12 protein-coding genes are annotated in these 13,810 nt (G+C 63.4%); 8 read left to right on the top strand and 4 right to left on the bottom strand.

Going from position 1 to position 13,810, the window contains the following annotated elements; translation table 11 throughout:
- The first annotated feature begins 54 nt into the window (after positions 1 to 54).
- From FJZ36_14430 to FJZ36_14420, 3 genes are read left to right on the top strand one after another with little or no spacing between them, the layout of a single operon-like run.
- A complete protein-coding gene (locus tag FJZ36_14430; GenBank protein ID MBM3216100.1) occupies positions 55 to 3,342 on the top strand; it encodes a PAS domain S-box protein in 3,288 nt (1,095 codons plus the stop codon).
- A gap of 14 nt (positions 3,343 to 3,356) precedes the next feature.
- Positions 3,357 to 3,851 carry a response regulator gene (locus tag FJZ36_14425; GenBank protein MBM3216099.1) on the top strand — a complete coding sequence of 165 codons (495 nt, stop codon included), beginning with the start codon at positions 3,357 to 3,359 and terminating at the stop codon, positions 3,849 to 3,851.
- The gene (locus tag FJZ36_14420; GenBank protein MBM3216098.1) at positions 3,814 to 4,326 is read left to right on the top strand and encodes a response regulator; all 513 of its coding nucleotides are present in this window, start codon (positions 3,814 to 3,816) and stop codon (positions 4,324 to 4,326) included. The genes FJZ36_14425 and FJZ36_14420 overlap by 38 nt, the downstream gene beginning before the upstream one ends.
- On the opposite strand, the gene FJZ36_14415 is transcribed toward FJZ36_14420, so the two are convergent.
- Positions 4,323 to 4,895, bottom strand: a complete 573-nt coding sequence (locus tag FJZ36_14415) for a class I SAM-dependent methyltransferase (GenBank protein MBM3216097.1) — start codon at positions 4,893 to 4,895, stop codon at positions 4,323 to 4,325. The genes FJZ36_14420 and FJZ36_14415 overlap by 4 nt on opposite strands.
- Between FJZ36_14415 and FJZ36_14410 the strand changes: the two genes are divergently transcribed.
- On the top strand, positions 4,840 to 5,412 hold the full coding sequence (locus tag FJZ36_14410; GenBank protein ID MBM3216096.1) for an SIS domain-containing protein: 573 nt from the start codon (positions 4,840 to 4,842) through the stop codon (positions 5,410 to 5,412). The genes FJZ36_14415 and FJZ36_14410 overlap by 56 nt on opposite strands.
- A 3-nt stretch (positions 5,413 to 5,415) precedes the next feature.
- Here FJZ36_14410 and FJZ36_14405 read toward each other — a convergent pair whose 3' ends face one another.
- From FJZ36_14405 to FJZ36_14395, 3 genes are read right to left on the bottom strand one after another with little or no spacing between them, the layout of a single operon-like run.
- On the bottom strand, positions 5,416 to 6,189 hold the full coding sequence (locus FJZ36_14405) for a phytanoyl-CoA dioxygenase family protein (GenBank protein MBM3216095.1): 774 nt from the start codon (positions 6,187 to 6,189) through the stop codon (positions 5,416 to 5,418).
- Positions 6,190 to 6,212: 23 nt separating this feature from the next.
- Positions 6,213 to 7,640 (bottom strand): insulinase family protein, encoded by a 1,428-nt coding sequence (locus FJZ36_14400; GenBank protein MBM3216094.1) that lies wholly within the window; start codon positions 7,638 to 7,640, stop codon positions 6,213 to 6,215.
- A 12-nt stretch (positions 7,641 to 7,652) separates the two neighbouring features.
- The gene (locus FJZ36_14395) at positions 7,653 to 9,155 is read right to left on the bottom strand and encodes an insulinase family protein (GenBank protein ID MBM3216093.1); all 1,503 of its coding nucleotides are present in this window, start codon (positions 9,153 to 9,155) and stop codon (positions 7,653 to 7,655) included.
- A gap of 301 nt (positions 9,156 to 9,456) precedes the next feature.
- On the opposite strand from FJZ36_14395, the gene FJZ36_14390 reads away from it, so the two are divergent.
- From FJZ36_14390 to FJZ36_14375, 4 genes are all read left to right on the top strand, one after another.
- Entirely contained in the window at positions 9,457 to 9,930 is a 474-nt protein-coding gene (locus FJZ36_14390; GenBank protein ID MBM3216092.1) for a Rieske (2Fe-2S) protein, read from the top strand.
- Positions 9,931 to 9,943: 13 nt separating this feature from the next.
- Positions 9,944 to 11,020, top strand: a complete 1,077-nt coding sequence (locus FJZ36_14385) for a cytochrome bc complex cytochrome b subunit (GenBank protein ID MBM3216091.1) — start codon at positions 9,944 to 9,946, stop codon at positions 11,018 to 11,020.
- Between the two features lie 22 nt (positions 11,021 to 11,042).
- Complete coding sequence (locus tag FJZ36_14380) at positions 11,043 to 12,560, top strand: hydroxylamine oxidoreductase (GenBank protein ID MBM3216090.1); 1,518 nt, start codon at positions 11,043 to 11,045, stop codon at positions 12,558 to 12,560.
- Positions 12,561 to 12,817: 257 nt separating this feature from the next.
- The coding region (locus tag FJZ36_14375; GenBank protein MBM3216089.1) for a bifunctional hexulose-6-phosphate synthase/ribonuclease regulator at positions 12,818 to 13,810 on the top strand (993 nt) is incomplete at its 3' end.

Raw genomic sequence — 13,810 nt, 5'->3', positions numbered from 1 at the left:
TGGGCGGCTGCCCTGAGCGCTCGCGAGGTCGGACCCGCGTGGGAAGCGCGTTCTGTGGATGGCTTCCGCTCGGCAACGGCATTCTCAGTGTACGTCCGAGGCGAAGTCGTCTACGTGTTCGAGGCGCTGTTCCGCCAGACGTGGGTCCGCGAACGCGAGCTCATGGACGCGATGGATTCCATCGGATGGATGGTCGGGGCGTTCGTCGACCGCCGACGCCAGGAGAACGAGCTACGCGAGAGCGAGATGCGGTTGTCACGAGCCCAGCGCGTCGCCGCCATCGGCGACTGGGACGTCGACGTCGGGGAACAAGTCTACTGGTGGTCCGACGAAGTGTACCGGATCTGCGGCATCGCTCCGGGCCCGGACTTCACACCATCCCGTGGCGTCGTGACATCGTTGATCCATCCCGACGACCGCGCCCGAGTCGCCGCCAGTCGGCGGGCTGCCGAGCGCGATCACACGTCCCTCAGCATCGACTACCGCATCGTCCGACCAGACGGCGGGATCCGAGCGATCCATGAGGAAGGTACGTTCGTCTACGAGGGCGACGAAGCCGTGCGCGCCTTCGGGACCGTCCAGGACGTCACCGCGAGGTGGCGCGCCGAGCGTGTCCAGGCGTTGCTCTACGAGATCGCCGAGGCGGCCCTGATGACCGAAGACCAGGACGGTTGGCTGAGCTCGGTGCATCAGTCGCTTCGTTCCGTACTCAATGTCGGCGGCTATCTCGTGGCTCTGGCGACGCCGGGCGATGCCGCCAACCTCCGCGTGGCGTATGCGTCCGGGAATCCGTACGCATCCGGTGCCTGGATGGAGCGACTTGAGCGCGTCCTTGCCACGCGACAGTCAGAGCTACTCAGCCGCGAAGCCATCCGCGACCTTGGGAATGCCGACGCCCTGGAGAACACTCCAAGCTACTGGGTCGCCGTGCCGCTGGAATCGCACGGATCAGGAATCGGCGTCCTCGTGCTCCAGGGTGGTTGTGGCTCGCCGCGTTTCGGCGACGACGACATGGACATCCTTCGCTACGTCTCCGGTCAGATCGCCACAGCCATCGACCGCAAGCGGTCCGTCGATGCGCTCGCCGACCGCGAGCGGCTCTACCACACCCTTCTTGAGACGTTGCCGGACGGCGTGTTCACCACAGACTTGGTCGGAATAACGCTCTACTGCAACACACCCAAGCTGGCGATGCACGGTCTCACCAAACCCGAGGATCTCATCGGCAGGAGCGCGCTCGAGCTGTTCGCACCAGAAGACATCGAGCAGGCGATGATCGACATGGGTCAGTTGCTCCAAAGTGGCAGCTTACGGAACTACCAATACACATTGCTTCGGGCTGACGGGACGCGGTTCCCGTGCGAAGTGTGCGCGACGGTCCTTCACGACGAGCACGGGGCCCCGACCGGCTATCTCGGGGTCGTTCGAGACATCTCGGATCGCCAAGCCTCTGCAGCCGCTTTGCGGCGGAGCGTCACCCGTCTACGAGCGGTGCTGGACGGCATCCCAGACCTGATGTTCCGCATCGCCCGAGACGGTCGGTTCGTCGATGTGATCCCTGCGAAGGGAATGGGGCTGTACGTGCCGGCGCAGGATTTCATCGGCAAGCACGTTGGCGCGATCTTCCACGAGTCCGTTGACGAGATCATGGGCTGTGTCAGCCGCGCGCTCGCAACCGGCGAGACGCAGACGCTCGAATACGTCCTCTCGCGTGGGCAGATACCCCGACACTTCGAGGCTCGCTACGTGAAGTGCGGCGAGGACGAGGTGCTTGCGATTGTGCGCGAGATCACCGACCGCAGAGCTGCCGAGATCGCTCTCCGCGAGAGCGAGCAGCGATTCCGCACGGTCTTTGAGTCGTCGCCGGTCGGCATGATGATCTCCGACGAAGACGGACGACCGATCCGAAGCAATCGAGCTCTTCGAGACTCCTTGGGATACTCGGACGCAGAGCTCTCATCGCTATCGCTCCATGACCTCATTGCGCCGGAGGATCGCGAGGCGTCTGCCGCCGCCTACGCCGAGCTCGTCCAGGGCATACGGGCGGACTGCGCGGACACTGGAACCTATGTCGCGCGCGATGGCTCGGAGCATTGGTGTTCGCGCGCCATCGCCTCGATTCGCGACGGCGATGGTCGCTTCGCGTTTGCGGTCGTCGTGATCGAAGACCTGACCGAACGCCGGCAGATTCAGCTAGCCCTGGAGAGGTTCGAGCTCGACCGGAAAGCGCTGCTGGACTCCGTAAACGCCATCCTGTGGGAGGCGGATCCGGCAACCCTTGCGCTGCGATACGTCAGTCGACAGGCAGAAAGGCTGCTCGGGTATCCTATCGAACGGTGGCTGGACCACTTCGGGTGTTGGCTGGCGGTCGTTCACCCGGATGATCGGGACCAAATCGAGTTGGAGTACCGAGCTCACCTGGCGAGCGGGAGCAATCACGAGCTCGAATATCGAGTGATATCGGCGGACTGCAGCGTTCACTGGGTACGCAATATCGTCGCGGTCGAAACCGCCGACGGCGCGTTGACCCGCGTCCGTGGCGTGATGGTCGACTGCACCGAGCGCCGACTCGCGGAGGCTGCCGTCCATGACCTGAACGCCGAGTTGGAACGCCGCATCACAGACCGGACAGCGGACCTGTCGGCTGTCGTAGCGGAACTGGAGCGCTCCAACGCCGATTTGCAGAACTTCGCCTATGCGGCGTCGCATGATCTGCAGGAACCGCTGCGAATGGTGTCGAGCTACCTGCGACTCCTGGTTCGGCGGCACGGTCCCGACCTCGAACAGTCAGCGCTGGACTACATCGATTTCGCCGTGGACGGCGCGTTGCGGATGCAGCGGATGATCGACTCCTGCCTCGAGTATTCCCGTGTCGGCACGCGCGGGCTGGCTTTCGAGTCCACCGACCTGGGCGAGACCCTTGAGGGCGTCCTGACCGATCTCAGCGTGACGATCCGCGGGTCCGACGCGATCGTCGAGAGCGACGCCCTCCCCGTCGTGCAGGCAGACCCCCGCCAGATGCACCAGCTTCTCGCCAATCTGATCGCCAACGCGATCAAGTTCCGTGGTTCCTCGCAGCCGCGGATCCGCGTCTCCGCGTCTTGCCAGAACGGTGTGTGGGAGATTACGGTCTCGGACAATGGAATCGGTATTGCCCCGGAATATCGCGCTCGAATCTTCGACATGTTTCAGCGGTTGCACACCCGAGACGAATACGAGGGAACCGGTATCGGGCTCGCGATCTGCAAGCGAATCGTCGAACGGCACGGGGGTACGATCTGGGTGGACTCCGAAGATGGAGTCGGATCGACATTCCACTTCACGCTGCCCAGAGACACGTAGTCGGAGGCGCACCAATGAACGTCGATTTCGAACCCGGACGAACTACGAACGTTCTTTTGATCGAGGACAATCCGGGAGATGTGCGACTGGTTCAGGAGGCGTTCGCCGAATGTGAGGCTCCGTGCACCATCCAGGTCGTTTCGGACGGGGCCCGAGCGCTCGAGACGATCCGGTCGCGCGCGCAGTGCAACGGCGCGATGCCAAACCTCGTGATACTAGACCTCAACCTGCCGAAGATGAACGGTCTGGAGGTCTTGCGCGAAATCAAGCAGGAGCCAGCCTTGCGGACGATCCCAGTGATCGTCTTGACGTCGTCTCGGGACGCCCGAGACATCCGGGCGGCGTATGACGCACACGCCAACGCGTACGTCGTCAAGCCGCACGACTTCGATCAGCTGGCGCGATCTCTGTTGGCAGTGAGCGATTTCTGGATGAGTACGGCGGTGCTCCCGCCCCAAGAAAGGCGTCTCGATGCGCGAAGCGGCTTCGATAAGGGTACTACTGGTTGAAGACAATCCGGGCGATGCGCGGCTGGTACGGGAGTACCTCTCAGAGTCCGGTATCACCTTCAGCGTGGAGCACGTTCAGCGAGTGTCCGATGCCGTGTCGCGGCTTCGGTCGGGAGGGATCGACGTCACGCTGCTCGATCTGACGCTCCCAGACGGACTGGGCATCGACACGGTCGTCCAGGTGTGCGCCGTCGATCCGACCGTACCGACCGTCGTCATGAGCGGCTTGGAGGACGAGACGACGATCGCGCGGGCTGTGGAGGAGGGCGCACAGGATTACCTCATCAAGGGTCATGTGGACGCATACCTGCTATCGCACGCGATCCGATTCGCCATCGAGAGGCATCGGATCTTGGCAGCGCAGTACGTCAGCAGACGAGATGTTGGGCGGCTACTCAATGAGCAGCGGATGGCTGCGTTGGAAGCCAAGGTGGACCGGCTCGTCGAACTGATCGGTGAGAATCCACAGCGCTAGCGCGAACCCGACGGCAAGGCTTGCAGGCTGAACTCGACGTACTGGGCAGGGAAGATGAAGGCGAGGTGTCCTTCCCATCGAGTTGGGAACCGATTCGCCCACGCCGCGATGCCAAGAACCCGGTAGATTCTATAGAATACGATGCGGCGACGCACCAGACGGAATCGTCGACCAGTCCGTAGACCAGGTCGGCACGTTCCCTCTAGGCAGAAGTCGAGGCTGCGCGCTGACAGATAGTGCCGATGTGTCGGGTCCGCGTACGCATCCATGCTCGTGAAGTGCGGAATGCGCACCTCAACGGTACCACCGGGCTTGAGCAGGCGATGGAGCTCCGCGATTGTTCGCGGCACATCGTCGAGGTGCTCCAGGATGTCGCGGCAGACGATGCGCTGGAATGAACCGTCCGCGAACGGGTACGGGTAGACGTTGAGGTCGCAAACGACGTCCACGGCTGCGGCGTTTCCGTCGATGTCGCAGCCGATCACGCCCTCGATGCGGTGATCGCCGCAGCCGATGTTCAGAGCATCCCGCGCGCCGTCGGAAGGTGAAGCGATGACGCGGCTTGCCACGCTAGCCCCTCAGATACTCGCCGAGGTCCATACCAGCCTCGAGTCCGTGTCGGGCGCAAGCTTCGGCGAGCTCGTCCGACGCGTCGCCGGAGCGCAACGGATCTTCCTGACGGGGCAGGGGCGCACCGGCTTGGTTGCGAGGGCGTTCGCCATGCGGGTTTCTCAGTTAGGGCGTACGTCGTACGTTGTCGGCGAGACCACCGTGCCCGCCATCGCGCCGGGAGATATCCTGGTCGCCTGCTCCGGGTCCGGCGAGACCATGGTTACATGCGCCTATGCTGAACGGGCTCGCAGACTGGGCGCCGAGGTCGCCGCGATCACCGCTCGACCTGCGTCCAGGCTGGCGAACGCCGCCCACCTGACGGTCACCATCGCGTCGGGACCGTCATCGCAACTAGGAAATGCCCGGTTCGAGCAGACGCTGCTTCTACTCCTCGACGCCGCCGCCATGGCGCTCGCCCAAGACTGGGACGTCGATCCTGCGGCGATCTGGGACAACCACGCCAACCTCGAATAGCCGTCACATGACGCCAGCGCCCCGGAACGGCATGTGCTGAACCGGGTCGTAGACCGGCCTTTCCAGGTAGTCGTTGACTTCCGGCACTGCCTTGCCGCGCAGCAGGAACGCGCTGGGCCACGCCTTGACGGTGATGCGCGTCGTTGTCGGGATGTAGCGGATCGTGAGACCGCATCGCCTGCGCGACGAGGTGTTCGCGTTGCTCCCGTGGATCAGATTCGGGTGGTGAACCGACACATCTCCCGCGTTCAGGATCACGTCGACCGCCCGCGCCTCGTCCTCCGCGCTCACATCCATGCCGGAGCTCAGGACGTTGGCGACATCCGTACGCCGTTCCATCGGGCGCAATTCGGCATGCTGCGTGCCAGGAACGACCCGCATGCACCCATTCTCCGGCGTCGAATCATCGACCGCGAGCCACAGCGTCACGACCTCCATCGGATCGAGGGGCCAATAACTCCCGTCCTGATGCCAGAGGACAGGCTGACCATCCGACGGCGGCTTGCTGATGTAGTGGGATGCGAAGAGCGCGATGTCAGGTCCCACGAAGAGCTCGGCAACGTCGAGCAAACGGCTGTCGCTGATCAGGCGGACCCAGAACGGGTCGTTCCGTACGAGCGTGTGCCCTAGATGCTCAGGCCTCAGGTGCGGGTTCTTTTCGAGGAGCCAATCCACATGGGCGCTGGCTTCGCCGACCAGGTCCGCATCGAGGACGTTGCGGAACACGGCGTAGCCGTCCCGTTCGTAGGCGGCGACCGCCGCAGGCGATTGCGTCACCGGAACCGACCTCCCTGTCGATGTCACTCACCGTCGGTCAACGAAACGTGCGTCACCGGTCCGATATCCGACAACGCTCGTCCGAAACTCCCTTCCCTCCCCACGGTAACGATCGTCAGCGCATCCGGCTGTAGGTACTGCTGCGCGACTCGCCGCACGTCCGCAACGGACACGGTCTGGATGCGCTTCGTGTACGCCGACAGGAAGTCTTCCGGGTACCCGTGGTAAGCGACTGCCATGTCTTGGCTGACAATCTGCTCATTGGAGGTGTACGCGAAGATGAACGAGTTGACGATGGAGTTCCTCGCCAGATCGAGCTCTTCGTCGCTCACGTCGCCTTCGCGCATACTCGCCATCAGGTCGCGCATCAACTCGATCGCCTGAACGGTGGTCTCGGACTTCGTGCTGCTGCCGGCGAGGAAGATCCCTCTCAGCGCACGACGGCGGAACACCGACTGCGCGTAGTAAGCGAGCCCACGGTTCGACCGCACCTCGCGCATCAGCCGCGACGTGAATCCGCCGCCGCCGAGGATGTAGTTCATGACGGTCACGGCGTACACGTCGGGGTTGGTCCGGGTGATTCCGAGATGTCCCATCAGGACGCTCGTCTGATTCAGGTCCTTCTCGATGTGGTAGACGCCTGCGTTGCGCGCGTCGGTAGCCTGGGGCGGCTCCGCAACCGCCTCGCCGGACGACTGCCAGCCGCCCAACGCCTGCGTCAGCAGCTCAATGATCGCGTCCCGACGGAAGTCGCCGCTGACCGCAAGCCAGAGGTTCTCCGGACGATAGTGCTTCCTGTGGAACTCGACCAGGTCATCCCTCGTGATCGACTGGATCGACTTCTCCGTCGGCTGTGAACCGTACGGATGGGAGCCGTAGATGAGCCGGTACAGTCGGCGGCTCGCAACCTGGTTGGGGTTGTCGTTCTGCCGACGGATACCCTCGAGCGCTTGGTTCCGCGCCAACTCGAGCTTGTCTTCGCGGAACGCCGGATGCAGCAGTACGTCGGCGAACAGTTCGATGCCTAACTCGATATCGGAAGCCATGACCGACAGCGATGCCCGCGCCGCGTCGTCTTCGATGGAGGATCCGACCGAACCCGCGATGAACTCCAGGGTCTCGTTCAGTTCGTCGGGCGTTCGGGACTCGGTTCCGCCGGTTCGGAGGACGGTCGCCGTTAAGCTGGCGAGCCCTTCCTTCCCGGGTGGATCGAACACATCTCCCGTTCGGATCATCGCGGAGATGTCGAACACGGGCAGTTCGTGATCCTCGAGCAGGAACAGGCGGATCCCGTTGGGGAGCGTCACGTGCTCCGGCGACGGCGGCGTGAACTCGAGGGGCTCGAACGCCAGTTCCTTCGGCAGCGCGCCGAGGGCGTTCGCCGCGAGCATCGCCCAGCAAGCCGCGACGACCAGACCCATGGCTGCGGGCTTTATGCGCTCTCTTGCCACTGGGAGTGCCTCCTACTCGGATTCTGTCGCGGTCTTGACGAGCGTCGCCACGGTCCGGTTCGACGCCTTGAGATACTGCTTGGCGACGCGCTGAACATCCTCCGCCGTGATGCGGGCGACGGTCTCGCGGAACTGGAGAACGTACTTCCACGTTCCCGCGATGGACTCGAAGTACGCGAGCTGCGATGACATGCCCTCGTTCGAGTTGAGCCCCCGGATGAATCCCGCTTCGAGCTGGTTGCGGATCTTCTGCAGTTCCCTCTCTGGAACGGGCTCGTTGGCGAGCCGTTCGAGCTCGGCGTAGATCGCCTTCTCGGCGTCCTCCGCCGTGTGCGGGAACCTCGGCGTGGCTTCGATCAGGAACAGGTTCGGGTAGCGCGCGCCGGGCCACCCGTTGTACGTGTCGACGTTGACGGCGACCTGCTGTTCCTCGACGAGCGCACGGTAGAGCCGGGATGTCCGGCCCGACGTGAGCAAGCCGCTGATGACGTCGAACACGAAGTCATCGAAGGACGGAACGGTCGGCTTGTGGTAGCCGATCATCACCTGCGGCTCGGCATCGAACTCGACGGAAACGCGGCGCTCTCCCGCCTGCGGCGGCTCCACGGTCGCGATTCGCTCCGGGATCGGCTGCGGCGGGATGTCGCCGAAATACGAAGCCATCCTCTCGATGACCTGTTCCGGCTCGATATCGCCCACGATCGCCACGACCACGTTGTTCGGAGCATAGAACGTGCGGAAGAACGTCTCCGCATCGGGCCGCTTCAGGCGGTTCACGTCGGTGGGCCAGCCGATCACAGGTCTTCCGTACGGGTGCGCGACGAACGCCGCCGCCTGGAACTGCTCCTGCAGCACGCCGTCCGGCTGCACTTCGTAGCGCATGCGCCGTTCTTCGAGGACGACGTCGCGCTCGACGTAGAACTCGCGCAAGATCGGGTCGCGCATGCGCTCCGACTCGATCATCATCCACAGCTCCAGCTTGTTCGCTGGGAGCGACATGTAGTACGTCGTGTAGTCGATGCTTGTTCCGGCGTTCAGGTTCTCCGCGCCGTGATACGAGAGAACTTGGTCGAGCTCGTTGCTGAGAACGTACTGCTTCTGCTCCTCCTGCGCGGCATCGATCTGCTGCCGGAGCTCGTTGAGCCGTTCGGACTCCTCGCCCTGACTCGCATCCCTCTCGCGGTCGTATTCGGCGTAGAGCTCGTCGAGCCTCCGAATGATGGGAGCTTCCGCCTCATAGTTCGTCGTCCCTAGGACCTTGGTTCCCTTGAAGAGCATGTGCTCCAGCATGTGGGCGATGCCGGTCTGATTCACCGGTTCATCGACCGCTCCGACCTTGATGTACATGTTCACGGCGACGGTCGGGGACTGTGTGCGTCGGAGCAAAAGCAGTCGCATGCCGTTGGGAAGCGTGTGTTCGATGACGCGCTCTTCGAGGTCTTGAGCGTACGCGAGGGGTAGCACCAACGCGCACAGCACCCACGTAGCCGCGAATCGCCAACGCCATCCTGCCATGGGGCCGTACTCCTAGAAGACTCGGCACGGTTTGGAACTCCGGGCTTCGCTGCCAGTATATCACTGCGCAGAAGACCCAACAACACGCGGCATCGAGCCCGATCCGAGCCGAGGAAGCACATCCGATACACGATTATCCGATTTGAGACTCCGAATTCGTTAATTGACCGTTGCAACGGACGAACGAGTCGGCTATTGTCGTGCCAGAGCGTGGAGTTGCGCCTGTGCGCCGCCCATGTTCCGCCACCCGAACGTCACGGTCTGTGACCCAGGGTAAGACCTGAACGTACGAGGGCTTGGTATGCGACAAGAGAATCACACCCCAAGCGGCTCTGCCCAGCAGCCTGGTCCATCGCGACGAGGCTTCCTGGGAACCGTCGCGATGATCTTCGGCGTACTCGTGTCCTACGCGACCGCTGCATCGTACGGTCTGCAGTTCCTGTTCCCGAGGCGCGAGCGGCGCACACCGCAGCGCGTTTACATCACATCGAGGACGCACCTCGAAGAGGAGGGCGCCAAGAAGTTCCGGGACCTCCGTGGTCACGATGTCGTTCTCGTGCAGACGGCAGGCGGATTGCGGGCGATCTCGACGACGTGCACCCACTTGGGTTGCCACGTCTACTGGGAACCCGAGCACAACCGCTTCTTCTGCCCCTGCCACAACGCCGTCTTCGACGTCGACGGCAACGTCGTTGTAGGGCCCCCGCCCCGACCTCTGCAGCAGTACGCGGTCGAGGAAGACGAGGGCTCCATCTTCGTCATGCTGGACGCCTAGGAAGGACTGCGACATGCCAAACATGCGACGTGCGGTCAACTGGGCGAAGCGGTCCTTCCCGTTGGATCTCGACGAGTTCAAGCACCTGACTGCCGAGGCGATCCCAATGCACCTCAAGCATTGGTGGTTCGCCCTGGGCGGAACGCCTCTCTACTTGTTCGTCGTCCAGGCGATGACAGGCATTATCCTGACCTTCTACTACTCCCCTAGCCCTGGCACTGCGTACCAGTCCGTCGCCCACATCACGAACGAAGTCCGATTCGGATGGTACATCCGCAGCGTTCACCACTGGGCGGCGAATCTGATGGTGCTCGCCGTGCTGATGCACGTGGTCCGCGTGTTCTTCACGCGCGCCTACCGGAAGCCGCGCGAGATGAACTGGATGTTCGGAGTCGCCATCCTGCTGACCGTGTTCACGTTCGGCTTCACGGGCTATTCGCTCGTCTACGAGCAGCTTTCCTACTGGGCTGCCGTGGTCGGAACGAACATCGCCGAAGCAACCCCGGTCGTCGGTCACATGATGGCTCGGTTCATCCGGGGCGGCGATGAAGTAGGCGCGAACACACTCACCCGGTTCTTCGTGCTGCACATCGGCGTTCTGCCGACTGTGATGGTCATTCTGCTGGGATTCCATGTCCTGCAGATTCGGCTGCACGGCGTCCATTTCGACGTCGCCATCCACGCAGACGCTGATCTCGACGAGGGCGACGAGGAGGAAGCCGGGAAGACCTTCCCGTTCTTCCCCGATCATGTGATGACCGAGCTGATCATCGGGATGACGCTGACGATTCTGCTCACCGTTCTGGCGTTGATCGCGCCAGCGCCGCTGGGCCAGATGGCGGACCCGAACGTGACGCCGGAGCACATCAAGCCTGAGTGGTACTTCTTCCCGATGTTTCGCTGGCTCAAGCTGACGTCGTTCACAGTCGGCGTACTCGGGGCGATGGTGTTCGTGACAATCTTCCTGTTCTGGCCCGTCGTCGATCGGCTCCTGGAACGGGCTTTTCCCAACAAGCACGCGACCGTCTGGATCGGCATTGTCGGTGTGCTAATCCTCATCGCATTCACGATCTGGGAACTGTTCGTCTAGGAACCTCCAAGGGAGTTGCGCGATGTCATTGAAGGCGAAGCAGATCATCATCGGCGGTCTGAGCTTCCTCCTGCTCGCCGCACTCATCGTCGTCGGGTACGTCGAGAGCGTGAGACGTATCCCCGGCGCCAAACCACACATCGTCATATCATCCGACAACGCGAAATGTATCGACTGCCACTCGCAGCCGAGCAACGCCCGGACTGCCGTGATGCAATGGAAGGAAAGCGTTCACGCCCAGAAGGGCGTCGGATGCTTGGAGTGCCACTCGGCTGAGGATGCCGACGTGGACGCCTTCGAGCACTACACCTACACAATCGCCACGGTGGTTTCACCCAAGGACTGCTCGAAGTGCCATCGAGAGGTGTTCGACCAGTTCCAGCGGAGCCATCACGCGCAAGGGGGCAAGATCCTCGGATCGCTCGACAACGTGCTCGCCGAGGTCGTCGAGGGACATTCGCCGATTGTCAATGGCGAGAAGAGCGAAAGCGCGGCGGCAGTCAGCGGGTGTAAGCAGTGCCACGGGTCCGAGATCAAGGTGATGAAAGATGAGCAGGGGAACCCGATCAAGCGCGCATCCGGCGTGCTCGTGCTCGACCCCGACACCTGGCCCAACACGGGTATCGGCAGACTGAATCCCGACGGCTCGCTCGGCTCGTGCGCAGCGTGCCACAACCGTCACTTCTTCTCAGTCGCGCAAGCCCGCGAACCCGACGACTGCGGCAAGTGCCATCTGGGCCCCGATCACCCGCAGTACGAGATCTACCGAGAGTCCAAGCACGGCATCAACTTCATCGCGCACAAGGAGGAGATGAACCTCAAGGCGCGCCCGTGGATCGTCGGCAAAGACTACGTCGCAGCGCCGACCTGCGCCACCTGCCACATGAGCGCGACGCCGAACCAGGGCGTAACCCACGACGTGGGCGAACGCATCTCGTGGACGCTGCGACCCGCCATCTCCGAGAAGGTGGACGCAGTAGCCCTCAAGGCGGGCGAGCAGACGATCCCGTGGGAAGAGCGCCGCGAGAACATGAAGGACGTCTGCCATCAGTGCCACTCGGCGCAGTACGTGGCGGCGTTCTACACGCAGTTCGACGACCTTGTCGAACTCTACAACACCAAGTTCGGCATCCCGGCGACCGACATCATGAAGGCGATGAAGGCGAAGGGACTCATCACCGCCGATACCGAGTTCGACGACGAGATCGAGTGGACCTACTACTATCTGTGGCACCACGAGGGCCGCCGGGCTCGAATGGGAGCCTCGATGATGGGTCCCGACTACACGCAGTGGCACGGCATGTTCGAGGTTGCCGACCGGTTCTACGTCGAGTTCGTGCCCCAGGTGAAGGAGGTCATCGAACACGGCAAGGCGACCGGGAAGCGCTCCGAAGCGGTCGAAATCGAGCACATGCTCGACGAGATCCTGTCGCGACCCGAACACCGGTGGTTTGTCGGGAAGATGCCGCCGGAAGAACGCGCCGCACGCGCCGAAGCGTCGGCGGAGTTCAAGAAGCGCTACGCCGGCACTGAGAAGTAGCTCTCATTTCGTAGAGCGGTGACGATCCGTAGGGGCGACGCGCCGCGTCGCCCCTACTTCACGGTGTCCGTGGATTCGGCGAATATCTGCGAAACAGACCACTCAGCTCAACGTGCCGCACTGAACCATCACGCCAGAGCCCGACGCCGTTCGGCATCGGGCTCTGGCTTTCTTGTCGCCCCAAGACGCCGGGTGCTACCATCTGGGCGTGACGCCACACCCCGCGCCTGAGCCCGGCTCCAGGGGCACGGTCTCCGATGGCTCCGATCCTCCAAGTCGCCCTTGATTTCTACAACCTGCCGCGCGCCGTCGCTGTCGCCGAGGAGGCATACGCCGCTGGCGCTCGATGGCTCGAAGCCGGCACGCCGCTCATCAAGAGCGAGGGCCTGAACGCCGTCCGCGAATTGCGAAGCCGCTTCTCTTCCGCGACGATCATCGCCGACATGAAGACGATGGATGCTGGACGCACCGAGGTCGAGCTCGCCAGCAAGGCGGGGGCGGACGTCGTGGATGTCCTCGGCGCGGCGTCCGACGCGACGATCCGAGAGAGCGTCGAGGTCGCGCGAAACTTCGGCTGTCGCGTGTGCATCGACATGATCGGCGTCTCCGACGCGCTCTCTCGGGCCCAGCAAGCCGAAGAGCTCGGCGCGGACATCGTTGCCGTCCACATCGCCATCGACGACCAGATGCGCGGGAAGGCTCCCTTCGATCTGCTCGCACGCATCGCTGGAGCCGTTGGAATCCCGGTCGCTGTGGCGGGCGGTCTCCACTCCGAGAACGTCGCGCTGGCGGCATCCGCAGGCGCGAGCATCGTCATCGTCGGCGGTGCAATCACGAAGTCCGAGAACGCGCGCGAGGCGACGGCGGCGCTCCTGACCGCCCTGGAGACGGGCGAAAGCGTCCGCACCGACCTCTACAAGCGAACCGCCTCCGAAGAGACCGTTCGCGACGCCCTGATGCGCGTCTCTACGGCGAATATCGCGGACGCTCAGCACCGATCCGGCGATCTGGCGTTCATCCACGCCATCTGTCCTGGCGCCAAGCTGGTCGGCAGGGCGGTCACGGTGCGGACGTATCATGGCGACTGGGCGAAGCCGGTCGAGGCAATCGACGTTGCCCGTCCTGGCGAAGCCGTCGTCGTCGAGGCAGGGGGCTTGCCCAGCGTCGTTTGGGGCGAGCTGGCGACGCACAGCGCCGTCACCCGGAAGCTCGCCGGCGTGGTGGTCGACGGCGGCGTGAGGGATGTCGCC

This window comes from Candidatus Poribacteria bacterium, from assembly GCA_016866785.1.
Classification (GTDB): domain Bacteria; phylum Poribacteria; class WGA-4E.
The sequence above is the reverse complement of the archived record's forward strand: the minus strand, read 5'-3'. Positions and strand labels throughout refer to the sequence as shown.

Excerpts from the sequence above, each read along its gene's own strand:
- FJZ36_14385 (MBM3216091.1), top strand. The coding sequence starts at position 9,944 with ATGCCAAACATGCGACGTGCGGTCAACTGGGCGAAGCGGTCCTTCCCG.
- FJZ36_14420 (MBM3216098.1), top strand. The coding sequence starts at position 3,814 with ATGCGCGAAGCGGCTTCGATAAGGGTACTACTGGTTGAAGACAATCCG.
- FJZ36_14390 (MBM3216092.1), top strand. The coding sequence starts at position 9,457 with ATGCGACAAGAGAATCACACCCCAAGCGGCTCTGCCCAGCAGCCTGGT.
- FJZ36_14425 (MBM3216099.1), top strand. The coding sequence starts at position 3,357 with ATGAACGTCGATTTCGAACCCGGACGAACTACGAACGTTCTTTTGATC.
- FJZ36_14380 (MBM3216090.1), top strand. The coding sequence starts at position 11,043 with ATGTCATTGAAGGCGAAGCAGATCATCATCGGCGGTCTGAGCTTCCTC.
- FJZ36_14395 (MBM3216093.1), bottom strand. The coding sequence starts at position 9,155 with ATGGCAGGATGGCGTTGGCGATTCGCGGCTACGTGGGTGCTGTGCGCG.
- FJZ36_14410 (MBM3216096.1), top strand. The coding sequence starts at position 4,840 with ATGTTCAGAGCATCCCGCGCGCCGTCGGAAGGTGAAGCGATGACGCGG.